This window comes from Micromonospora sp. NPDC093277 (genome assembly GCF_044765245.1).
Lineage (GTDB): Bacteria > Actinomycetota > Actinomycetes > Mycobacteriales > Micromonosporaceae > Micromonospora.
Genome location: NZ_JBIWJO010000013.1, coordinates 1 through 21,760, shown reverse-complemented (window position 1 = coordinate 21,760; position 21,760 = coordinate 1). Strand labels below are relative to the sequence as shown.

Annotated in this window: 23 protein-coding genes and 1 tRNA gene; 12 read left to right on the top strand and 12 right to left on the bottom strand. The window is 71.3% G+C overall.

What is annotated here, in order from left to right; all coding sequences use genetic code 11:
* Positions 1-30 precede the first annotated feature (30 nt).
* The 4 genes from ACIRG9_RS25330 (at position 31) to ACIRG9_RS25315 (ending at position 3,385) form a co-directional block, all read left to right on the top strand.
* Entirely contained in the window at positions 31-525 is a 495-nt protein-coding gene (locus ACIRG9_RS25330) for a hypothetical protein (protein WP_402861100.1), read from the top strand.
* A gap of 114 nt (positions 526-639) precedes the next feature.
* The gene (locus ACIRG9_RS25325; protein ID WP_402860678.1) at positions 640-1,425 is read left to right on the top strand and encodes a hypothetical protein; all 786 of its coding nucleotides are present in this window, start codon (positions 640-642) and stop codon (positions 1,423-1,425) included.
* Positions 1,422-1,640, top strand: coding sequence for an ABC-three component system middle component 6 (locus tag ACIRG9_RS25320; RefSeq protein ID WP_402860675.1), 219 nt, complete (start codon positions 1,422-1,424; stop codon positions 1,638-1,640). The genes ACIRG9_RS25325 and ACIRG9_RS25320 overlap by 4 nt, the downstream gene beginning before the upstream one ends.
* Positions 1,637-3,385, top strand: coding sequence for a DUF2326 domain-containing protein (locus ACIRG9_RS25315; protein ID WP_402860672.1), 1,749 nt, complete (start codon positions 1,637-1,639; stop codon positions 3,383-3,385). The genes ACIRG9_RS25320 and ACIRG9_RS25315 overlap by 4 nt, the downstream gene beginning before the upstream one ends.
* A gap of 383 nt (positions 3,386-3,768) precedes the next feature.
* Here ACIRG9_RS25315 and ACIRG9_RS25310 read toward each other — a convergent pair whose 3' ends face one another.
* Both ACIRG9_RS25310 and ACIRG9_RS25305 read right to left on the bottom strand, forming a co-directional pair.
* The gene (locus ACIRG9_RS25310; protein ID WP_402860670.1) at positions 3,769-4,329 is read right to left on the bottom strand and encodes a hypothetical protein; all 561 of its coding nucleotides are present in this window, start codon (positions 4,327-4,329) and stop codon (positions 3,769-3,771) included.
* On the bottom strand, positions 4,329-4,985 hold the full coding sequence (locus tag ACIRG9_RS25305; protein WP_402860667.1) for a dihydrofolate reductase family protein: 657 nt from the start codon (positions 4,983-4,985) through the stop codon (positions 4,329-4,331). Before ACIRG9_RS25305 ends, ACIRG9_RS25310 begins: the two co-directional genes overlap by 1 nt.
* A gap of 131 nt (positions 4,986-5,116) precedes the next feature.
* On the opposite strand from ACIRG9_RS25305, the gene ACIRG9_RS25300 reads away from it, so the two are divergent.
* Positions 5,117-6,022, top strand: a complete 906-nt coding sequence (locus ACIRG9_RS25300; protein ID WP_402860664.1) for a LysR family transcriptional regulator — start codon at positions 5,117-5,119, stop codon at positions 6,020-6,022.
* Positions 6,023-6,171: 149 nt separating this feature from the next.
* Here the strand turns inward: ACIRG9_RS25300 and ACIRG9_RS25295 are convergent.
* Positions 6,172-6,258 (bottom strand) — tRNA-Ser (locus ACIRG9_RS25295).
* 75 nt (positions 6,259-6,333) lie between these two features.
* On the opposite strand from ACIRG9_RS25295, the gene deoD reads away from it, so the two are divergent.
* From deoD to ACIRG9_RS25280, 3 genes are all read left to right on the top strand, one after another.
* Complete coding sequence (deoD, locus tag ACIRG9_RS25290) at positions 6,334-7,041, top strand: purine-nucleoside phosphorylase (protein WP_402860661.1); 708 nt, start codon at positions 6,334-6,336, stop codon at positions 7,039-7,041.
* Positions 7,042-7,151: 110 nt separating this feature from the next.
* Positions 7,152-7,790 (top strand): TetR/AcrR family transcriptional regulator, encoded by a 639-nt coding sequence (locus ACIRG9_RS25285; protein ID WP_402860658.1) that lies wholly within the window; start codon positions 7,152-7,154, stop codon positions 7,788-7,790.
* Positions 7,787-8,254 (top strand): acyl-CoA thioesterase, encoded by a 468-nt coding sequence (locus tag ACIRG9_RS25280; protein ID WP_402860655.1) that lies wholly within the window; start codon positions 7,787-7,789, stop codon positions 8,252-8,254. Before ACIRG9_RS25285 ends, ACIRG9_RS25280 begins: the two co-directional genes overlap by 4 nt.
* Positions 8,255-8,319: 65 nt before the next feature.
* Here the strand turns inward: ACIRG9_RS25280 and ACIRG9_RS25275 are convergent, their stop codons facing one another.
* The 4 genes from ACIRG9_RS25275 to ACIRG9_RS25260 form a co-directional block, all read right to left on the bottom strand.
* Complete coding sequence (locus ACIRG9_RS25275) at positions 8,320-8,772, bottom strand: nucleoside deaminase (protein WP_402861097.1); 453 nt, start codon at positions 8,770-8,772, stop codon at positions 8,320-8,322.
* Positions 8,773-8,950: 178 nt separating this feature from the next.
* A complete protein-coding gene (locus ACIRG9_RS25270) occupies positions 8,951-9,478 on the bottom strand; it encodes a tRNA adenosine deaminase-associated protein (RefSeq protein ID WP_402860652.1) in 528 nt (175 codons plus the stop codon).
* 118 nt (positions 9,479-9,596) lie between these two features.
* Positions 9,597-9,767, bottom strand: coding sequence for a hypothetical protein (locus ACIRG9_RS25265; RefSeq protein ID WP_167363597.1), 171 nt, complete (start codon positions 9,765-9,767; stop codon positions 9,597-9,599).
* A gap of 73 nt (positions 9,768-9,840) precedes the next feature.
* A complete protein-coding gene (locus ACIRG9_RS25260; RefSeq protein ID WP_402860647.1) occupies positions 9,841-10,224 on the bottom strand; it encodes a hypothetical protein in 384 nt (127 codons plus the stop codon).
* A gap of 125 nt (positions 10,225-10,349) precedes the next feature.
* Between ACIRG9_RS25260 and ACIRG9_RS25255 the strand changes: the two genes are divergently transcribed.
* Together ACIRG9_RS25255 and ACIRG9_RS25250 are read left to right on the top strand one after the other, a co-directional pair.
* Positions 10,350-11,093 carry a M23 family metallopeptidase gene (locus ACIRG9_RS25255; protein WP_402860645.1) on the top strand — a complete coding sequence of 248 codons (744 nt, stop codon included), beginning with the start codon at positions 10,350-10,352 and terminating at the stop codon, positions 11,091-11,093.
* Positions 11,094-11,162: 69 nt separating this feature from the next.
* Entirely contained in the window at positions 11,163-12,233 is a 1,071-nt protein-coding gene (locus ACIRG9_RS25250; RefSeq protein ID WP_402860643.1) for a PHP domain-containing protein, read from the top strand.
* A gap of 65 nt (positions 12,234-12,298) precedes the next feature.
* On the opposite strand, the gene ACIRG9_RS25245 is transcribed toward ACIRG9_RS25250, so the two are convergent.
* Positions 12,299-13,276, bottom strand: coding sequence for a DMT family transporter (locus ACIRG9_RS25245; protein ID WP_402860640.1), 978 nt, complete (start codon positions 13,274-13,276; stop codon positions 12,299-12,301).
* Positions 13,277-13,442: 166 nt separating this feature from the next.
* Here ACIRG9_RS25245 and ACIRG9_RS25240 point away from each other — a divergent pair, with 166 nt between their 5' ends.
* Positions 13,443-15,113 (top strand): DUF885 domain-containing protein, encoded by a 1,671-nt coding sequence (locus ACIRG9_RS25240; protein ID WP_402860637.1) that lies wholly within the window; start codon positions 13,443-13,445, stop codon positions 15,111-15,113.
* A gap of 70 nt (positions 15,114-15,183) precedes the next feature.
* On the opposite strand, the gene ACIRG9_RS25235 is transcribed toward ACIRG9_RS25240, so the two are convergent.
* From ACIRG9_RS25235 to nudC, 3 genes are all read right to left on the bottom strand, one after another.
* Positions 15,184-16,758 carry a DUF6114 domain-containing protein gene (locus ACIRG9_RS25235; protein ID WP_402860634.1) on the bottom strand — a complete coding sequence of 525 codons (1,575 nt, stop codon included), beginning with the start codon at positions 16,756-16,758 and terminating at the stop codon, positions 15,184-15,186.
* Between the two features lie 95 nt (positions 16,759-16,853).
* Entirely contained in the window at positions 16,854-17,612 is a 759-nt protein-coding gene (locus tag ACIRG9_RS25230; protein ID WP_402860631.1) for a DUF6230 family protein, read from the bottom strand.
* Between the two features lie 251 nt (positions 17,613-17,863).
* Positions 17,864-18,787 carry an NAD(+) diphosphatase gene (nudC, locus tag ACIRG9_RS25225; RefSeq protein ID WP_402860628.1) on the bottom strand — a complete coding sequence of 308 codons (924 nt, stop codon included), beginning with the start codon at positions 18,785-18,787 and terminating at the stop codon, positions 17,864-17,866.
* A 198-nt stretch (positions 18,788-18,985) separates the two neighbouring features.
* On the opposite strand from nudC, the gene ACIRG9_RS25220 reads away from it, so the two are divergent.
* Positions 18,986-20,803, top strand: coding sequence for a VanW family protein (locus tag ACIRG9_RS25220; RefSeq protein ID WP_402860625.1), 1,818 nt, complete (start codon positions 18,986-18,988; stop codon positions 20,801-20,803).
* A 71-nt stretch (positions 20,804-20,874) separates the two neighbouring features.
* Here the strand turns inward: ACIRG9_RS25220 and ACIRG9_RS25215 are convergent, their stop codons facing one another.
* On the bottom strand, positions 20,875-21,501 hold the full coding sequence (locus ACIRG9_RS25215) for an NADPH-dependent F420 reductase (protein ID WP_402860622.1): 627 nt from the start codon (positions 21,499-21,501) through the stop codon (positions 20,875-20,877).
* Between the last annotated feature and the right edge of the window lie 259 nt (positions 21,502-21,760).

Genomic DNA, 21,760 nt, shown 5'->3' with positions numbered 1-21,760 from the left:
CTGCGACAATTCGGATTCATCGCCACGCTGATGGCGGCCGCCTCGATCGCCGGCAGCGGCGTCCGTCCACAGGGGCCGGACGTGCCAGGGCGGCCCGTCGGGGCCGCCGAGGTGGTCGGGCTCGACGGGCTGCGCAACGCCGAGTTCGGCGCCACTGAGGCGGAACTGACCCGGCGCGGGGTGCTGCGTACCGAGCAGGACGCGTGCGGCCCGACGCTGGCCGGGCACGGGTCGGTCAGCCCGATCTTCGTCGACGAGCGCCTCGTCCTGCTCTGGTTCGACGACCCGATGACAACGCCCGAGGGGATCAGCGTGGGCACCCCGCTCACGGCGGTACGCGACGCGTACCCGTCGGTGGTCGACCTGACCGCTCCACAGGGGACGCACCGGTTCGACGGGCTGCTCGCCCGCGACGGCGACCGGGCGTACCTCTTCCTGCACGACCGGACCGCGGTCCGGAAGATCATCGCCGGGTACGCGGAGTGGGCCCGCCGCCTCTTCGACGAGGGCTACGGCCCCTGCTGACACGGTGACGCCAAAGCCACCTTCAGAAAGCGAACGCGGGAAGCATCGGTGAACTCTCCGTCGACGAGATCACCGGGACGCCACGCATCGTAGTTGCCCGCCTACTTTTGACCCATGGCGAGCGGTCAGACCGTCGGCACGCGGCGCAATTACTCGATCCGGACACTCAAGGTGCTCTTCGCCCTGTCGGGCGGGTGCTGCGCGTTCCCGGGATGCCGCCTGCTGCTCGTCGACCGCGGACACGACGTGACGGACCCCGTCAACCTGACCAACATCGCCCACATCCGGGGGGCCGCCGATGACGGACCTCGCGCCGACCCGGCCCTCAGCGTGGCGGCGCGCAACGCGTACCCGAACCTCATGCTGCTCTGCCCGACCCATCACAAGCTCGTGGACGACCATCCCGACCGCTACCCGGTGGAGGTGCTGGTCGCCTACAAGGCGCAGCTGGAGAAGTGGGTCCACGACCGGCTCACCGCGGCGGTCATCCAGGTCACCAGTGCCGAACTCGACGTGGTGTGCCGGCATCTGGTGCACGGCCACCCGATGCCGTCGTCCGCGCTGCGAGCCGTCCCGGCCGAGGAGAAGCTGCGCCGCAACGGCCTCGGGGCCCCCTCCCGCCTGCGGCTGACCATCGGTATGGCGCAGAGTCCGCTCGTCGCCGACTACCTCCAGCGCATGGCGGCCAACGTCGACCACCGCTTTCCGGGCAACCTCCGGCGGGCCTTCGTCACCGAGTACGAGCGGCTCTGGAACGAGGGCCTGCGTGGTGACAGCCTGTTCGTGGCGCTCAGCGAGTTCGCCGGAGGCGAGGCGGGTGACCTGCTCCGCCAGGCGGCCGGGCTCGCCGTCCTCGCCCACCTGTTCGGCGTCTGCGATGTGTTCGAGGAGGCGGCGTGATTCTTCCCGACAAGTACGTCGGACTGGAGCACTCGTTGCTCGGGCAGGCGGCCACCCTGATCCGGGTACGCGGCTCCGCCACGACGGTCGCCGACCTGTGGGCGGCCGCGCAGGCCGACATGGCGTACGAGAGGTTCGTGCTCGCCCTCGACCTGCTCTTCATGATCGGCGTGGTGGACGGCGACGGCGGCGGCGTGCTCCGGTGGTCGCGATGAGGATCCGCCGCATCTCGGGCAACCAACCCGGCTTCCGTGAGGTACGCCTCAACGCCGGCTTCAACCTGGTCGTCGCCGACCGGGCCACCCGGTCCACAACGGATGACCTCCGGCAGGGCCTGGGCAAGACCAGCCTCGTGGAGATCATCAACTACTGCCTGGGCGCGAGTCTTGGCATCGGGCAAAACCTGATGCACGTCAAGGCGCTGGACGACGCGTGGGCCTTCACCGTTGACCTGGAGCTCGACGGCCAGGAGCTGCAGGTGACCCGCGGCCTGCGCCGCCCCAACGAGATCCGGGTCCACGGCGACCTCGGCGACGAGCGGATCGGAGTCCTGGACCCCGACGGTTCCCGGCTGTTACGGCTCAGCGAGTGGCGAGCGCACCTAGGGGACCGCTGCTACGGCCTCGCCGCCGACCAGCCACACAAGTACGTTCCCGGGTTCCGGTCGTTGTTCGCGTACTCGGCCCGGACCGGGCCGGGCGCGTTCACCGACCCGTTCCGCGTCGCAGCCGAGCAGAAGGCGTGGCAGGTACAGCTCAACAACGCCTTCCTGCTCGGGCTGAACTGGCGGACGGTGGCAAGCTGGCAGCAGCTCAAGACCGACGAGTCCGCCCTGCGGATGCTCACCGAACACTCCGAGCAGTCCGTCGAGCGGATGGAGGGCGGACTCGGCGAACTGGAGTCGGAACGGATCCGGGTGGCGGCGGAGCTCGCCGAGCTGCGCGGCTCGATCGCCGACTTCCGGGTCCTGCCGCAGTATCGCGAGGCGCAGCAGCGCCTCGACGCCGTCACAGCCCGGATCAAGGAGCTGATCTCCGAGCTCACCGTCAACGAGAACCTGCTCGCCCTGTACGCCGAACGCGTCTCCGCCGAGCCCGACGTGGACGCAGCCGAGGTCGCCGCCCTCTACGCCGAGGTGGGGGTGACCCTGCCCGACACCACCCGGCGGTCGCTGGAGGAGGTGCTGGAGTTCCACCGGACCATCACGCGCAACCGGCGCGACTACCTCCAGGTGGAGATGACCCGCCTGCGCACGATGAACGCCGCGGCGCAGGCCCAGCTCCGGCAGCTGGAGGAGGAGCAGCGTCAGGCCCTGCGCCTGCTCAGCTCGGGTGGCGCCCTCGACGACCTCGCCGAACTGCAGGCGCGGTTCGGGCAGCTGAGCAGCCGGCTGGAGACCCTGGACCGGCGGGCGGAGGACATCCGCCGGCTCCGCACCGATCTGGAGAAGCTGCGGACCCAGCGGCAGATTCTGCGGCAGCAGACCTTCATCGATCACTACGAGCGGCGCGAGCAGTGGACCGGCGCCGTGGCGTCATTCGCCCGGATCACCCTGGCCCTCTTCGGCGAGCCGGGGGACCTGGTGATCGATGTCACGGACGCGGGGTACGCGTTCCGGACCCGCAGCAGGCCGGAGGCCGGACCGGGCAGCGACCGGCTGCACGTGTTCGCGTACGACCTCACGCTGGCCACGATCTGGGCGGACCGGCCGCACACGCCGGGCCTGCTCGTCCACGACAGCGCCGTCTTCGAGCGGGCCGACGACCGGCAGGTGGCGCGAGCGCTCTCCGTCGCCGCCGAGCAGAGCGCCGCTCGGAACTTCCAGTACGTCGCGATGATCAACTCCGACGTGCTGCCGGAGGAGGAGTTGAACGCGCTCGGCGTCGATCTCGACAACCGGATCGTGTTGAGGCTCACCGACTCCGACCCGAGCGGGGCGCTCTTCGGCCAGTCGTTCTGAACGGGCCAGGGATGGACGGCGGAGTGGCGTGCGGGCAGAGGACGACCGAGACGAGCAAACGGAACGCCCGATCGGTCCTGACGGACCGACCGGGCGTTCTCGCAATTTGCGAGCGGTGGCGGCGGCGGCGCCTCCTCGAGCGACACCTCCCCGCCGCTGAACGCCGCCTGGACGGACACCTCCCCCGCGGCTGAACGTCACCCCGGTGAAGGGCAGCCGACCGCCGCTGAACGTCGCTCTGTTGAAGGACACCTGACCGTCGCTGAACGTCGCCCCGCCGAAGGACACATGTCCCTCCGCCGCTGAACGTCGTCCCGGCGAAGGACACCCGGCCGTCGCTACAGGAAATACTCTTCCCCCAATCGATCAGAAGGCGGGGCACCCTACGGGGCTGGTGGGGAGTCCCAGTCTGAGGTGAACCATTGGACCGTGCCGGTGGCGGGTTCGTAGGACCGTCGCTGCAGTGCGCCGAGGTCGGCACCGTAGACGTGGAGTCCGATGGCGGGCTCGTCGCCGATGGCGATGACGGAGTGGACGTCGTCGTCGGTGGTGCAGCAGATGGTGACCTGTCCGCGGTGCCATTCGTGTTCGCCGAGCGGTGTCATGGGGCCGGTCGAGTCCGGTGCCGGTTTGAGATACCGCAGTTCTCGTTCGATTCCGGAGTAGATGCCGGCCACGCCCCAGGTCTCGTGCGAGTGCACCGGCGTCTGCTGGCCTGTGTTCCAAACCACGCAGGCAAACGACCAGCTGCGGTCCGGGGCGATGTAGAGCGGGTGGTTGAGATGCCGTCGTGGTGATGGCCGGGTGAGGGCCTGGGGCAGTCGGTAGTCGCTGGCCAGGAGGGTCGATAGTCGGTCGGCGACCAGGCCGGTGAGTTCGTGTTCGTCGCGGGTGCTGTCGACGAATCCGGTCACGTCGGCGACGAAGGCGTCCAGGGTGGTCATCATTCGGCCTGTTCGACCGGTCGTGGCCGGCGCTTGGTGAGGGTCAGGTGGGTGACGCCGCTGGCCGTCGACGTCGTCTCGATGTCGTAGGTCTCCTCCAACGCCTCCAGTCCGTCCCACACCCTCGAGCCGCGGCCGAGCAGGATCGGCACCTGCACGATGTGCAGATGGTCGACCAGCCCGGCTGCGACGAAGTCGCGGATGATGCTGGCTCCGCCGCCGATGCGCACGTCGCGGTCGCCGGCGGCTTCGCGTGCTTGCTCGAGTGCTTCCTGTGGAGCCGCGTTGAGGAAGTGGTAGGTGGTGCCGCCGTCCATGTCGATCGAGGGCCTTGGCCGGTGGGTGAGGACGTAGGTCGGGGTGTGGAACGGCGGGTTCGGTCCCCACCAGCCCTTCCAGTCGGGGTCGTCCTGCCAGCCGGGTGGGCCGAACTTGTTGGCACCCATGATCTCGGCTCCGATGCCCTGCTCGTTCCGGGCCGCGAAGGCGTGGTCTGGGCCTTCGGAACCGCCTGGTCCCTGCCACGCTCGGGTCTTGAACATCCACTCGTGCAGGCGTTCGCCTGCGTGCCCGAACGGAGTCTCCCGAGTTTGTGGCTCGCCGGTGCCGAATCCGTCCAGGGAGATGGCGAAGTTGTGGACGCGTACCTCAGACATTGTGTGGTCTCCTTTGCGCGGTGGCCTGCGGTGGCGATCTGCCGTGGTGATCTGTCATCACCCAGCATCGGGACATGCACTCATAACGTCCAATGCCATTCTTCATGTGTTCTGATAGATATTGTTTATCTATGGTCAGCCTGATCCAGCTCAAGGTGCTGTCGGTGGTCGCCCGGCTCGGGTCCGTGACCGAGGCGGCGAAAGAACTGCACTACACGCAGCCGTCGGTCAGCCATCACCTCGCCCGACTGGAGACGGCCACCGGAGCCAAGCTCGTGCAGCGGGTCGGCCGCGGGATCCGCCTAACACCCGAGGGAAGATTGCTCGCAGCCCGAGCCGCGGAGATCGTCGGGCGGGTCGAATCCGCGACCAGCGAACTGGCCGCCCAGATCGGCCTGCAGACCGGTCGGGTGCGCCTGGCCGCCAACGCGTCAGCGTTGAGCACGATCGTCCCGCGCACAGCCGCGACGCTGTCCGAGACCCATCCAGGCATGGAGCTGCGCGTCATCGACGCCCATCCGGTCGAGGCGCTCCAGCTGCTGCGCCGCGGCGAGATCGAGATCGCCGTCGGGCCTCGGTTCGCCGACGCCCCGGTCGAGGGGGACGGCTTCCGCCGGATCCACGTCGCGAACGACCCGATCTATCTGCTCAGCCGACAGGCCGATGACACGGTCGCGAACCATCGCGACTCCGGCTGGATCGGCGGCTGCCAATGGTGCACCAGCGAACTGACCCGGGTCTGCCGCGCCGCTGGCTTCACTCCGCGGATAACCTCGACCAGCGATGACATCGTCGTAGTCCAGTCGCTGGTCGCCGCCGGTGTCGGGGTCGCGACGATGCCGGGGCTGTCGCTACGAGCGCACCGCCATCCCGACATCGAGGCCACCCGGCTCACCGGCTTCGACCGCGAGCTCGATGCGGTCACCTACGGCGATCCGCCCGACCCGCCGGGCGTCACCGCCGTACTCGAAGCTCTGACTAGCGGTCAGGGCAGTCGGCTGGGGGACGGTTGGCGGTCTGCTCTGGTCGACTGGTGACCAGTCGCCCGGCGACGACCACGGCGCGGCAGGTGGCCCCGGTGGCCGTCCGATGAGTGAATGAGACGAGAACGAGACTAGCGATCTTGAGATAGGGAAACGCCCGGCCGATCCGTCAGGATCGACCGGGCGTTTCCCCTGTTCAGCGGCGGTGGCGGCGGGATTTGAACCCGCGGAGGGCGTAAACCCTCACACGCTTTCGAGGCGTGCTCCTTAGGCCACTCGGACACGCCACCGCCGAGAAGGGTACAGGACCATCGGTCCGGACGCCGAACCGGTATCCCGCCGGCCGACCTGGCAGGATCTTTGCCATGAGTACGCACATCGGCGCTGAGCCGGGAGAGATCGCCGAGCGGGTCCTGATGCCGGGCGACCCGCTGCGGGCCAAGTGGATCGCGGAGACCTACCTCGAGGATCCCCGCTGCTACACGACGGTTCGCGGCATGCTGGGCTTCACCGGCCGCTGGAACGGCGTCGAGGTCTCCATCCAGGGCTCCGGCATGGGCATGCCCTCCGCCTCCATCTACGCCCACGAACTGATCAACGAGTACGGCGTGAAGACCCTGATCCGGGTCGGCTCCTGCGGCGCTCTCCGCGAGGACCTCCAACTGCGGGACGTGATCGCCGCGATCGGCTCGTCCACCGACTCGAACATGAACCGGATGCGCTTCGACGGGCTGATCGACTACGCCCCGGTCGCCGACTTCGGGCTGCTGCGCACGTCGGTCGAGATCGCCGAGCGGCGCGGCATCACCATGCACGTCGGCCCGATCCTGGCGGCGGACGCCTTCTACACCGACCGCCCCGACCTCTACGACACCCTGGCCGACTACGGCGTGCTCGCGGTGGAGATGGAGTCGGCGGCGCTCTACACGATCGCGGCCCGGTTCAAGGCGCGCGCGCTGACCATCCTGACCGTCAGCGACCACATCAAGACCGGCGAGAAGACGACCGCCGCCGAGCGCGAGCAGACCTTCAGCCAGATGGTCGAGGTCGCCCTCGACACCGCCATCGCCTGACCGTTCCGCACCTTCGCCGCCCCGCCACCGCCACCGGTGGTGGGGCGGCGGCGTTTCAGGTCACATAAAACAATACGACCGGTCGTGCTTTTCTCCGTTACGCTCCTCGCATGTCCTCCGACGGCCGCGTCGCCCGTGGCGAGCGCACCCGCACCGCGGCGCTGGACGCCGCCGTGGCCCTGGCCACCGAGGCAGGCCTGCACGGGCTCTCCCTGGCGCAGCTCGCCGACACCCTCGGGGTCAGCAAGTCCGGCCTGTTCGCACACTGGCGTTCCAAGGAGGCCCTCCAGCTGGCCACCGTCGACCGGGCCGCGGCCCAGTGGCAGGAGCTGATCGTCCACCCCGCCCTGCGCGCCCCCCGGGGCGTACGGCGGCTGCGGGCCGTGCACGAGGCCCGGATCGACTTCTACGCCGCCCGGGTGCTCCCCGGCGGCTGCTTCTTCGCGAACACCGAGTTCGAGTACAACGCCCGTCCCGGCCCGGTCCGGGACCGGCTCGCCGAGGTGCTCAGCCAGTGGGCGGCCTTCCTCGAACGCCTCGTCCAGGAGGCCGTCGACCTCGGCGAACTCCCCGCCGACCTGGACGTCCCGCAACTGGCGTACGAGGTCGACGCGCTCGGGATCAGCGCCGTGATGCGTTCCCGGCTGCTCGACCCGGACGCCGCCTATCGGCACGCCCGCCAGGGCCTGCTCAACCGCCTACGGGCGCTGTTCCCCGATCCGAACCTGCTACCGGAAGGTCCGTCATGAGCCGCACCACCGTCGACCGCACCACCGTCGAGTTCGGTCACGTCGAGCACGTCCCGGTGCACTTCGACGACCTCGACGCCATGGGCATCCTGCACAACGCCCGGTACGCGGTGTTGCTGGAACGGGCCCTGACGCCGTACTGGGCCGAGCGTGGCATCGCCTTCCAGGCCGGCCGGCACAGCGCACCCGACGTGTTCCACGCGGTACGCGAGTTCACCATCACCTACCGTGCGCCGGTCACCGGCACCGGGCCGGTGGCCGTGCACTTCTGGCTCGACCACTTCGGCACCAGCAGTGCCCGGTACGCCTTCGAGTTCCGCTCCGTGGACGGCGAGACCCTGCACGCCGACGGCACCCGCTCCATCGTCCGGCTCGACCCGTCGACCATGCGCCCCACCGCGTGGACCGAGGCCGCCCGCACGGTCGCCGCCACCCTGCTGCGCCCCGCCCCGGTGCCCGCCTGAGCGACCCCGACGTGTGTTAGCAAAGGGCCCCTGCCCTACCGGAGGCGTTAACCGGGGGCCCCTCCTTACCTGAAGAAGGCGCGGAGCAGGGCGGCGCTCTCCGCCTCCAGGACGCCGGCGTAGACCTCGGGGCGGTGGGTGAGGCGGCGGTCCCGCAGCACGTCCCAGAGCGACCCCACCGCACCAGTCTTCGGCTCCCACGCGCCGAAGACGACGGTGGAGATCCGGGCCAGGGATATCGCGCCCGCGCACATCGTGCACGGCTCCAGCGTCACCACCAGGGTGCAGTCCGCCAGCCGCCAGCGTCCCAGGCGCTCGGCGGCCCGGCGTAGCGCCAGCACCTCCGCGTGTGCGGTCGGGTCCCCGGACAGCTCCCGCTCGTTGCGCCCGATGGCCAGTTCGGCGCCGTCCGGACCGTAGACGACCGCACCGACCGGGACGTCCTCCACCGCAGCCTCGCCGTCCGCCGCCGGGGCGCTGTCCGGGCCGGTCACCGCGACCTCCAGCGCCCGGCGCATCCACAGCTCATGCCGCTGCCGGCGGCCCAGGTCGCCGGGGTCGGCGAGCCCCTCGTCGGCGCCCGGACCGACCCGCCCCACCGCGCCCGGAGTGGGCTGCCCGGGGCGTACGGTCTCCAGCGCCGGGTCGGTGACGTCGGCCGGTTCCCCACCGCCGGACGGCACCGCTCCGGGCGGCTCAGACCCCACGCAGTTCCTCGACCTCGTCCACGCAGCCGAGCACCTCGCAGATCTCGGCGATGACGTCGGCCGGCATCATCCCCTCGTGGGCGCAGAGGGCCAGCAGCTTCTGCGGCGAGATGCCCAGGTCGGCGAGCAGGTCCGCGTCGCCCACCGGGTCGGCCTCCGGGTCCACCGCCGGCTGCTCGGTCTCGTCGTCGCCACCGGCGGCCGGCTGCGGCTCGTCGGTGTCCTCCAGGCCGGTGACCGGGGCCTTCAGATCGCCGACCAGCAACGCGCCCAGCCGCGACTCGTCCGCGTACGCCGAGTCGGAGCCGAAGACCCGCAGGTTCTCCCCCTCGTCCAAGCGCAGGATCACCAGGTACGTGTCGTCGGCCTCGACGAAGAGCAGGGACAGGTCGGCATCCTGCTCGACGTCGCGCAACCGGTCGGCGACCTCGTCGACGTCGGTGGCGCCCCGCAGGTTCACCTCGTCCGCGGTCCAGCCGCCGTCGACGCGCGCCACGGCAGCAGCGAAGTACGACACGGTCCCCCCAAGTTGGCCTCGGCAGCACGCCGACTCGTTACGCGTGCACGTTAACCGGTCGGGTCGGCAGGCGACCGGTCAACGCCCCGAAGGGCCGGCCGTTCCTGGAGAAAGTCGGTCAGCCGGCGACGCGCCGGCGGGTGGCGATGAGCTGGCGCAGCCGCTCGGTGCGGGCCCGCTGTGGCCGCTCGCGCTGACGTACCGCGCGGGCACCGGCCAACTCGGCGAGGAGTTGCAGGCGGCGGCGGCTCCGCTCGGGGTCGAGCCGCGGCGGGGTGGTCCAGGCCATACCGCCGAGCGTGACCCGTCACCGCGCGTACGTCAAGCCGGTCTTCGCTGTGCGGTGGAACAGTCACGCAAGGTCACCAGAGCGGCCAGTCCCCGCTCTGCGCCCAGCGGAGCGCGACGACGGCCGCGGCGATGCTCCAGCCACCGGCGGTGACGATCGCGACCCCGGTGGCCACCCCCCGGTCGCCGTACCGGACCAGCACGCCGGCGGCCAGCCAGGCCAGCCCGCCGGCGAGCAGCGTCCACCACGCGTAGCTACGCACGTCGTGGCCGAGCAGGCCGAACAGGAGCAGCCAGACGAAGGCGACCGCGGCGCCGGCCGCGACGCCGGCACCGGTGATCCGGTACGGCTCGCGCCAGGTCGGCCGGGGCGGCGCCCCGGCGGGGAAGAGCCCCGACGGGGTGTACGGCAGCGACCGCGGACCGGACTCGCCGGGCCCGGCGTACCACCCGTTCATGGCCCCTGCTCCCTTCACGGAGAGTGGATGTAACCGAGATCACGCAGAGCCACCGTGCCCGACCCCGGACCGGCGGGAGGATCTCGGCGTTCGTCCCTACGGTAGTGGTCTGCCAGGATGACCGGATGCGCTCGCGATCGATCGGACGCCGCCCGCGCGCGTCGTACCCGGTCCTGCTGCTGCTCCTGCCGGCCCTGGCCGCCGGATGCGCCCCGACCGACCCGCGCAGGGCCGCCTCGGGCAACGTGTGGGAGAGCCCGAGCGCCACGGCCGCCCCCGAGCAGCCCACCGGGCCGGGCACGCCCTCGCCGTCCCCCTCCCCGACACCGCCGACCTCGCAGCACGTTTTCCCGGTACGCGCGGACAACGTCGCGTACCACCCGACGCACTCGGCGTACCCGGGGACGGACATCTTCGCCAACTGCGGCACCCCGTTCGTCGCGGTCACCGACGGCCGGATCCTCGAGGTGAGCCGGGTGGACCGGTTCGACAAGCACGGCCCGCTCGGGCCGTACAACGGGGGCCTGTCCGTCTCCCTGCTCGGCGACGACGGGGTCCGCTACTACGGGTCGCACCTGAGCGTCGTCGCCACCGGCATCGACCCGGACGTACGCGTCCACGCCGGCCAACCGCTCGGCGAGGTCGGCCGCACCGGCAACGCCAACAACGTGTGTCACCTGCACTTCGGCATCTCCCCGAAGTGCCAGGGCCACGACGACTGGTGGATCCGCCGGGGCGTGATCTGGCCGGCGAGATATCTGGACTCGTGGCGGAAGCAGGGCAACCGTGAACCGGCCGCCGAGGTGGCCGCCTGGCAGCGGGAGAACGGCTGCCCGAAGGCGCCGGCCAAGGCCGGCAGCGCCGGCTGACGGGCGTCCACTCCCGACCTCCGGCGCGACAACCGGCGGCCGGCGGCGGGTACGCGTAGGTTGCAGGGCATGAGTGCCCGGGATCCCCTCGCCGACCTGCGCCGGATCGCGTTCCTGTTGGAGCGGGCGAACGAGGCCACCTACCGGGTCCGGGCCTTCCGGTCGGCGGCCAACGCGCTCGCCGCGCTGCCCGCCGGGGAGGTGGCCGAGCGGGCGCGCACCGGCAAGCTGACCGAGCTGGCCGGGGTCGGCGACGTCACCGCCCGCTGCGTGGTCGAGTCGCTGGCCGACGAGGAGCCGGTCTATCTGCGGCGGCTCGTCGCCACCGAGGGCACCGACCTGGACGCGGCCGCCGCGGCGCTGCGGGACGCGCTGCGCGGCGACTGCCACACCCACTCCGACTGGTCGGACGGCGGCTCACCGATCGAGGAGATGGCCCTGGCGGCGGTCGAACTGGGACACGAGTACCTGGTGCTGACCGACCACTCGCCCCGGCTGAAGGTGGCCCGGGGGCTGACCGCGGAGCGGCTGCGCAAGCAGCTCGACCACGTGGCCGCGGTGAACGACGCGCTGCCGAAGGGCTTCCGCATCCTCACCGGAATCGAGGTGGACATCCTCGCCGACGGGTCGCTGGACCAGGACGAGGAGCTGCTGGCCCGCCTCGACGTGGTGGTCGGCTCGGTGCACAGCGGCCTGAACGACGACCGGGCGAAGATGACCCGGCGGATGCTCACCGCCGTCGCCAACCCGCACCTGGACATCCTCGGCCACTGCACGGGCCGGATGGTGTCGTCCCGGCCGGCCGGGGTGACGGGGCCGGGCGACCGAGGGCACCGGACGCGTACCCGCGCCGAGAGCGACTTCGACGCGGACGCCGTCTTCGCGGCCTGCGCCGAACACGGCGTGGCGGTCGAGATCAACTCCCGCCCGGAGCGGCAGGACCCGCCGAAGCGGCTGATCCGCCGCGCCCTGGAGGCCGGCTGCCGGTTCGCCGTCAACACCGACGCGCACGCCCCCGGCCAGCTGGACTGGCAGCGGTTCGGCTGCCAGCGCGCGGCGCTCTGCGGCGTACCGGCGAACCGGGTAGTGAACACCTGGAAGGCCGATCGCCTGGTCAGGTGGGCCCGCACCCGCGGCTGAGCCGCACCTGACCCGGCCACCACCGCGTCCCGAACGCCGCCGCCGACGTTGTCGAGCCGGCCGGCTCAGCCCTGTGCGGCCGGCTCCGTGGCCGGCACGGCGGGGGCGCCGAGCACGGGACGCGACCGGCGCCGGCCGAGCACCCCTTGCGCGACCGCCACGCCGAGCAGCACGATCAGGGCGCCCACCGGCTGGTGCCAGTTCATCCGCTCGCCGAGCACTACCGCGCCGACCAGGACCGCGAAGACCGGGATCAGGTACGTGACGGTGGAGGCCGTGCTCGCCCCGGCCACCCGGATGTTGCGCAGGTTGATCACGAAGGCCAGCCCGGTGCCGAGCGCGCCGAGCGCCAGCACGCTGGCGACCACGCGCCCGGAGAGGCCGGTCGGCACCGGCGGCGCCCCGGCCACCAGCGGCGCGACGACCGCGAGCTGTGCCGTCGCGACCAGCAGCTGCGCCGCCGACAGCGACAGGCCGGAGTGGGCGCTGCCCGCGATGAACTTCTTCTGGTACGGAATGGCGACGCCATAGCAGGCCGCCGCCCCCAGGCACATCAGCTGGCCGGTGAAGTGCGATCCGCCGACGCCCTCCCAGACGCCGAGCACCACCAGCACGCCGGCGAAGCCCAGCCCCAACCCGACCGCCCGCCGCACGGTCAGCCGCTCGGTACGGAACACCAGCACCGCCAGTGGCAGCACGATCAGCGGGGTGGTGGCGTTCCAGATGCCGGCGAGCATCGACTCCACCCGCTGCTCGCCGAAGCCGAAGAGGGTGAACGGCAGGGCCACGCCGAAGGCGGCGACCACCAGCAGGTGCGCCCAGATCCGGGGCTCGCGGGGCAGCCGGTCACGCAGCACGGCCAGCACCACCAGCAAGGTCGCCGCACCGGTCGCGACCCGGTAGAGGGTGAGGTGCAGCGGGTGCAGCTCGGCCACCCCGACCTTGATGAAGAGGAAGCTGGAGCCCCAGATCACGCCAAGCGCGAGGAAACCGGGCAACCAGCTGCGCAGCGCCGACCGGTCAGGAGTGAAGTCCGTTGTCACCCCTGACACTCTGCCGCAGGGGTCTGACGATGTCCCGCGAAAATTGGACGTGGTGTCGACCACCACAACGCCGGGAATTTTGATCGACGCCGATCCGGTCGGAGCGGTGCCTGAACACGGCAAACACGGTCGACGGCGGGGTGGCCGGGTCGCGTAGGGTCGCATCGTGGGACGAATCGATGACCTCGCCAACCGGTATGTGGCCGACTGGGCCGCGCTGAGCCCGACCGGTGCCACCTACGTCGGCATCGCCGGCTACGACAACCAGCTCGACGACCTTTCCCCAGAGGGCTACGCGGCCCGCGCCGAGCTGGTCCGCCGCGCCCTCGCCGACCTCGACGTGACCGAGCCCGACTCGGAGGCCGAGCGGACCGCCAAGGAGGCGATGCAGGAGCGCCTCGGCCTGGAGCTCGCCCGGCACGACGCCGGCGAGACCACCAGCGAGGTCAACGTCATCGCCAGCGCGCTGCACGACATCCGCATGGTCTTCGATCTCATGCCGACCGAGGGCGACGACGCCAGGGCCAACATCGCCGCTCGGCTCAACCGCTTCGCCGGCGCCCTGGAGGGCTACAAGCGCACCCTGCGCGAATCGGCCGCGGCCGGGAACATCAGCTCGCAGGTGCAGCTCGTCGAGGTCGCCAAACAGTGCGACATCTGGACCGACCCGAACGGCGACAACTTCTTCCACGGCATGGCCGAGCGGCTCGGGGCCGACGGCGCGCTCGGCGCCGAGCTGCGCAAGGGCGCCGCCGCCGCGACCGCGGCCACCGCCGAGTTCGGGCAGTTCCTCCGGACCGAACTGGCCCCGCGGGGCCGGCAGAAGCAGGCCGCCGGGCGGGAGCGGTACGAGCTGGCCTCGCAGTACTTCCTCGGCGCCAAGGTCGACCTCGACGAGACGTACGCCTGGGGTTTCGCTGAGCTGGCTCGCCTGGAGGGCGAGATGGGCGCGGTGGCCGCCCGGATCGTCGGCCCCGGCGCGACCATCGACGACGCCGTGCGGGCGCTGGACGGCGACCCGGCCCGCACCATTCAGGGCAAGGAGGCGTTCCGGGACTGGATGCAGGCGCTCGCCGAGAGGGCGATCAGCGAGTTGCACGGCACCCACTTCGACATTCCGGAGCAGGTTCGCCGGATCGAGTGCTGTCTCGCCCCGACCAGTGACGGGGCGATCTACTACACCGGCCCGAGCGAGGACTTCTCCCGGCCGGGCCGGATGTGGTGGGCGGTGCCGCAGGGCGTCACCGACTTCTCCACCTGGCGCGAGGTGACCACGGTCTACCACGAGGGCGTGCCGGGCCACCACCTCCAGGTCGCCCAGACCGCGGTCCGCGCCGACCTGCTCAACCGCTGGCAGCGGCTGCTCTGCTGGGTCTCCGGGCACGGGGAGGGTTGGGCGCTCTACTCCGAACGGCTGATGGACGAGCTGGGCTACCTGGAGGACCCGGGCGACAAGCTCGGCATGCTCGACGGGCAGGCTTTCCGCGCCGCCCGGGTGATCGTCGACATCGGCATGCACCTGGAGCTGGAGATTCCCCGGGACAACCCGTTCGGATTCCACCCGGGCGAGCGCTGGACGCCGGAGCTGGGCTGGGAGTTCATGCGGGCGCACTGCCGGGTGCCGGACGAGAACCTGCGCTTCGAGCTGAACCGCTACCTGGGTTGGCCGGGCCAGGCCCCGTCGTACAAGGTGGGCGAGCGGATCTGGTTGCAGGCACGGGAGGAGGCGAAGGCCCGCAAGGGCGCCGACTTCGACCTCAAGGAGTTCCACCGCCAGGCGCTCGACCTGGGCTCGTTGGGGCTCGACCCGCTGCGTCGGGCGCTGGGCCGGCTGTAGTGACGACGGACGGCCGGGAGTCGGAGGTGGTCTTCTCCGGCTCCCGGCCGTTTCGCATGTCCGGTGCTGGTCAGCCCAGGTCGACCTTGAGTGCCGGCTCGGCGGTGAGCTTGTTGGAGTCGACGAACGCCAGGTCGATCACCGGGTCGGTGAAGGTGACGGGCACCGGCGAGGTGATCGGGATGCCGTGCGGTAGCGGCAGGTCCGGGGTCAGCGTGAGCTTGACGCCCGCGAGCCGCGCGACGAATCGGGTGGTGTAGAAGGCGACGTCACCCTCGACGGTGAGCTGGTCGGTGGCGTACCGCAGGGTCCGTACGGGGCCGTTGGCCTGCAGGACGAAGTCGTCCGTCACGCCCTTCGCCATGGTGAACTTCAGGCACTTGAGCGTGCCGCCCTCGACGGGCAGCTCGACGATGCCCTCGAACCGAAGCCCGGTCATGGTCACCTTGGAGCCGGTGAGCTTGGCGGGCTTCACGGCGACCCGGGGCTGGTCCGGGTCGGCGGCGATCCGGGGCAACGGTTCCCCCGGCTCGACCGGCTTCGTCGGCGCCGGGCTGTCGCACGGGTCGGCGTCCGCCTGGCCCGGCGCGGTGGGCTCCGCCGAGGAACTGCCGCTCGACTCCGGCGCCGCGCTGGCCGGGGTGCTCGCGGTCGCCGTCGGCTCGGCGGCGACCGCCGCGGGTGCGGCCGAGCCGTGCGGCGCGGGCGACGGCGGGGTGCCATCACCGGAGGCGCCCCCGGTGAGCAGGCCGGTGATCCCGTCGACGATGCCGGTCAGCAGGTTGCCGTCCGAGCCCGTCTCCACCGGCTTCGGACTCGGGCTGGACGAGTCGGAGGCGGTCGGGTTCGGGCCGGCCGGGCTCGGGGTGGCCGGATCCGGGCTGGCCGAGCCGGGGGTCGGGCAGGTCGCTGGTGCGGCGAGCGCGCGTTCCTCGCCGCGGAGGGCGAACAGACCGGCCAGGGACATGGCGGCCACCAGCAGGATCGCGTACGACTTCGGGTCGCGGTGCCGGGCGCGGTGGCCCGGTTCCGGATCGACGGGCGCCAGGCCCTGGGTGTCGGCGGCTTCCGCCGGGGGCGGCTCCCGCAGCGGGTTGCGCGGCTCGGGCAGCGTGTCGGTGAGGACGCCGGTCGTTTCCTCCTCGCGCTGCCGGGGCAACAGCTCGTCGACGAGGGTCAGCTCCTGCTCGGCCTCGTCACCCTGCTGCGACCCGTCGTCGACGGCCGGTGCCGGCGCCTCGCCGGTGCTCGCCGGTCGGCTGGGCATCCAGGCGAAGCCGAGCCCCGCGCCCACGATGCCCAGCAGCATGCCGAGGAAGAAGCCGCCGAGGTTGACCCCGATCAGCGAGTAGACCGCCGTCACCGCCGCGACGACCGAGTAGAAGATCCGCTGCTGCGGGCTGAGCCACAGCAGCAGACCGCAGACCACCAGGATGGTGGGGATCAGCCAGGCGAGGAAGCCGGTCGGACCCATCTTCAGCGTGAGGCCGGCCAGGGTCGCCTGGGTGGAGCCGAAGATCTCCGTTCCGGCGAGCACGGTGAAGAGGCCGCCCCAGAATGGCCGGCTTCGCCGCCAGCGCCGAAAGCCGCGCCAGGCCCGGGTCATCCCTCCCGGTCGGGCGTGCTGTGCGTCCGCGGTCGTCACGGACTCCTCCTACGAAGGGTGCGGTGATGGTGAGGGGATTGCCGAACACGACGGGAGGTCCGCGAAGGGCACCCTCCGCGGACCTCCCGGTCAGCTCAGAAGCACTGCTTGCCCGCGGCGTTGCCGAACGCGTGCACCTTCAGCTTCAGGCCCTTCAGGTTGAAGGTGCCGGCCGTGGTGTAGCGGGCGACCTGCTGGAGCCCGGTGATGGTCACGTGGTCCGCACTCTGGCCGAACGTGCCTTCCTTCGCCGCGGCGCTCAGGTCGCTGGCGTCCTGGCCGATCTTGATGTTGGTGAACTTCGCGTCGCCCTCGAGCGACTCCATCGCGATCAGCATGCCGTCCGCGGTGGCGGGCTCCTTGCCACCGCCGGCCTCGATCCGGAGCACCACCGGCATGCCGGGCAGGCTCGCGTCGACCGACTGGCAGAGTTTGTAGAGGTCCGCGTGGCCGATCTCGGAAATCGCGATCGGTATCGGCGTCGGGTTGTCCTTCTCGTACACGACGCCGCCGTACTGCTTGAACTTGTCGCCCTCAAGCCGTTCGGCACCCACCTTGAACGCGGTGCCGGAGACGGTGATGTTGGCGGCGATGGCGCCGTTGGCCACGCCGAACAGGATGCCGCCGGCGACGGCCGCGGCGGGAATCGCCATCGCGGCGAAGCGACGCCAGCTTGTGCCGCCACGCAGCTGGCGGTCTTCCGATTCACTCACGAGGTCCTCCTCGAAGGGGGTGTCAACACCGATCGCGGGACGCGACTCGGGAAAGGGAGAGCGCGGGGCGCTTGCTGGTGCCGTTGTGCCGACGGGACGCAGTACGCGGATTGGATGTTCTCGCGATGCGACACAGCTCACAAGCCCCGAGCTACTGGCCGGTAATAGGCTCGCCTTATCAAGATCGCCAATGGTTACCAACAGTTAACAACCAGGCAACCAGAAGCCCCGGGCAAATCCGCCCCGATCACGACAGGAAGGCAGGCAGCCCTCACCTGCGGTAGGCGCGGCCCACTTTTGTCACAGTTCGGTAACGGACAGCTGACAAACCGCTGAGGACGACGACGCGGTCACCCGTCCGGCGGAGACGACCGGCCGTCCGGCGTGACGATTCAGATCGCCCGATCCAGCCACGACCCCAACAGATGGTGGTCGATCGAGTCGATCCGGCCCAACGGGCGCCCGTCGGCCACCCGCGCCCGCAACTCCTGCCGGGTGAACCAGCGCGCGTCCACGACCTCCTCGCCGTCCACCCGCACCTCCATCGACGCCGCCGTCGCCCGGAAACCGACCATCAGCCCCGCCGGGAAAGGCCACGCCTGCGACCCCTGGTACGACACCTCGGCGACGGTCACCCCGGCCTCCTCGGCCAACTCCCGGCGTACCGCGTCCTCCAGGCTCTCGCCGACCTCGACGAAACCGGCCAGCGTCGACCACGACCCCTCCGGCGCGCCCCGGTGCCGGGCCAGCAGGCAGCGCTCCGGCTCGCCCGGTGCCTCGACCAGCACGATGATCGCCGGTTCGATCCGGGGAAACAGCAGCCGCCCGCAGTCGGCGCCGGTGCACGAGCGGGTGTGCCCGCCGTCCCCCGCCGCCGTGAGCGCCCCACAGCCACCGCAATACCGCTGCCCCCGGTGCCAGTGCAGCAGCCCCTTGGCGTACGCCTGCACGGCCGCCTCGGCCGGCGTCAGCCCGCCCACCAGGGCCCGTACGTCCACCGGCTCGGTCGCGCCGGCCAGCGCAAGCGCCTCCCGCTCGGGCCGGCCGGAGAGATCCGCGGCGAAGACCGCCCGCCCCGCGTCCAGCCCGAGGAAGATCGTCTCGTCGGCGGCGGCGAGCAGCTCCGCAGCGTCGACGGCGGCCGGCCGCACCAGTACCCGGTCGGCCGAGACCAGGCAACGGTCGCGCCAGAGCGGCAGCACCACGCTCTCCCGGTCGGTCAGCCGCGCGGCGATCCACCCCGGGTCGGTGCGCAGCCCGGCCGCCCGATCCAGCCACCCGCCGCCGTACGCCAGGCCCTGCTCATCCGTCCGCACCCGAACACCGTCGCACGGTCACCACCTGCGTGGGAGGCCCGGCCCGGGTGATCGTCGCGACACCCGCGCCGGGCGGGCGACACGCTGCTCCCGGCGGTCGCCCACCGGAGACTCCCGGCCGGCTCCGCCGTTGGTTACCGTAGGTGTCTTCCGGGTGGGGAAAGCGATCCCCCCGTGGTACTCCCGATCGAGGTTGCTGTGACGCTGTACGGCGATAAGGTGCCGCCCACCGACGACCGGCCCACCGTGCAAGTGACGGCGGTGAGCTGGCCGGACGATGACCCGGCGGGCGCCGTCACACCAACACCCGCCCCGCCGGGCCCGGCATGGTTCAAGCGCCGGCGGCTGCTGCTCGCTGGCGGGATCGCCGCGGCGGTGCTCGCCGCGGCCGCCGGGGCCGGCAGCTACGCGTACGCGGGGGACGTGCCCCGGGGCACCAGCGTGCTCGGCGCCGAGCTGGGCGGCCGGAGCCGGGCCGATGCCGCCCACGCGTTACGAACCGAACTGGACCGGCGGGCGGAGACGCTGAACGCCCCGATCGCCGTCACTGTGGGCGACAAGCGTGTCGAGGTGAAGCCGGCCGACGTCGGCCTCGTGATCGACGTGGACGCCACCGTGGCGGCTGCGGCCGCCGCCCAGGCGCACCCGGTGAGCCGCCTCGTCGGCTCCCGTACGGTCCACCCGGTCGTCACCGTCGACAGCGCCCGGCTGGACGCCACACTCGCCGCGGCACTCGGCGACCAGGGCCGGGAGATGACCATGCCGGCCATCATCTTCACCGGCACCACCCCGAAGCCCGTCTACCCGAAGCCGGCCCTGACGGTGGACCCGACCGGCGCGGCCGACGCGGTCAAGGCGGCCTGGCTCGCCGGCCAGCCGGTCACCGTACCGCTGGTCGAGAAGTGGCCGGCGACCAGCCAGGCGGACGTTGACCGGCTCGTCGCTGAGCTGGCCAAGCCGGCGGTGGCGGCGCCCGTCACCCTCTCCACCGACCAGGGGTCGGTCACGATCCCACCCGCCGCGATCGCCCGCGGGCTGCGCTTCTCCGTCGACGACGCGGGCACGCTCACCCCCCGGGTGGACGTGAAGCGGCTGCGCGCCGCCCTCGGCGACCGGCTGGCGAAGATCGAGGTCGAGCCGAAGGACGCGGGCCTGACCATCACCGGCGGCAAGCCGAAGATGGTGCCCGGCCGGGCCGGGCGGCAGGTCGACGCGACCGCGCTGAGCCGCGACCTGCTCGCCGTGCTGCCGAAGGCGGACGGCCGGACGGTGACCGCCACGCTGAAAGCGGCCGAGCCGGAGCTGACCGAGGAGAAGCTGACCACGCTGGGCATCAAGGAGCAGGTCTCCACCTTCACCACCCGCTTCCCCGGCGGCCTCTCCTCGCCCCGCAGCCAGAACATCGTCCAGGCCGCCAAGGACGTGGACGGCACGATCGTGAAGCCGGGCGAGACGTTCTCGCTCAACGCCCACACCGGTGAGCGCGGCTACGACCAGGGCTACCAGGACGCGCCGACCATCGTGAACGGCAAGCTGGTGCCGGGGGTGGGCGGCGGCGTCTCGCAGTTCACCACGACGCTGTTCAACGCGACCTACTACGCCGGGCTGGAGGACGTCGAGCACAAGCCGCACTCGTTCTACTTCAGCCGCTACCCCGCGGTGATCGAGTCGACGATCTACTGGCCGCAGCTGGACTTCAAGTTCCGGAACAACACCCCGTACGGCGTCCTGATCGACACGTCCTACACGTCCAGCACCATCACCGTGTCGATCTGGAGCACCAAGATCTACGACAGCGTCAAGACCGAATACGGCCCCCGTAAGAACATCACCCAGCCGAAGACGATGTACCTGGAACCCGGCCCCAAGTGCATCTCCGCCGAGGGCAGCGTGGGCTTCGCCCAGGACGCCTTCCGGGTCATCACCAAGGGCGGCAAGGTGGTCAAGCGGGAGAAGTTCAGCTGGCGCTACGACGCCGAACCACGCTTCATCTGCGCCCCCGAGCCGGCCGGCTGACGTTCGTCGAGGTCAGACACGGAAAGCCCCGCCAGCTGGTCGCCGGCGGGGCTTTCTCGTCTGGTACGCCCTCAGGGCCGCGCCTCGGTCAACCCGTGCCGTACGCCGTCCGCGTCGCGGTCGGCGGTGTAGACCGGGGTGCCCGGCTGCTGCCGCCAGCTCCCGTCGAGCGTTCCACCGTCCACCGGGTCGAAGCCCATCTCGTCCACGAGTTCCATCACCACCCGCTTGGCGGCGGTATCGTCGCCGGCCACGGGCAAGGCGATCCGGTCGGGTGCGCCGGCGGGCCGGCCATTGTCCATCAGGTGCGGTGCGCGGATGGTGTTGAAGGCCTTGACCACCTGGGCGCCCTTGAGGTGCTCGGCCGTCCAGCGGCTGGAGCTGAGGCTGCGATCGGTCAGCTCGGGGATGTCGCCGTCCCGCTCGGGGTAGTAGTTGCCCGCGTCGACGACCAGCTTGCCGTCGAACAGCGCCGCCGGCAGGTCCGGCACCGCCCCGACCGGGACGGCGACGACCACCAGCTCCGCCCCCTGCACCGTCTCCTCCAGCGTGCCAGCCTCTGCGCCGGTCTCCGCCGCGAGGTCGGTCAGGCTCTGCGGCCCGCGCGAGTTGGACACGGTCACCTCGTGGCCCAGTGCGCGCAGCCGACGGGTGAGGGTGCCACCGATGTGGCCCGACCCGATGATTCCGATCTTCATGACCACTCCTGCCTCTGCCAGCACGGCCGGGACGCCCCAGGCGGCCCCGCACCGACGGTACGAGGACCCGGCAGGCGGTGGGCGGGGATTCCCGAAGCTCGCCCCGCGGGGGCGTCAGGAAAGGTCTGCGTAAACGCAGTCAGGGTCACCCCGAAGGGTGACCCTGACTGGAAAGATTGTCCGGCGGTGTCCTACTCTCCCACACCCTCCCGAGTGCAGTACCATCGGCGCTGGAGGGCTTAGCTTCCGGGTTCGGAAT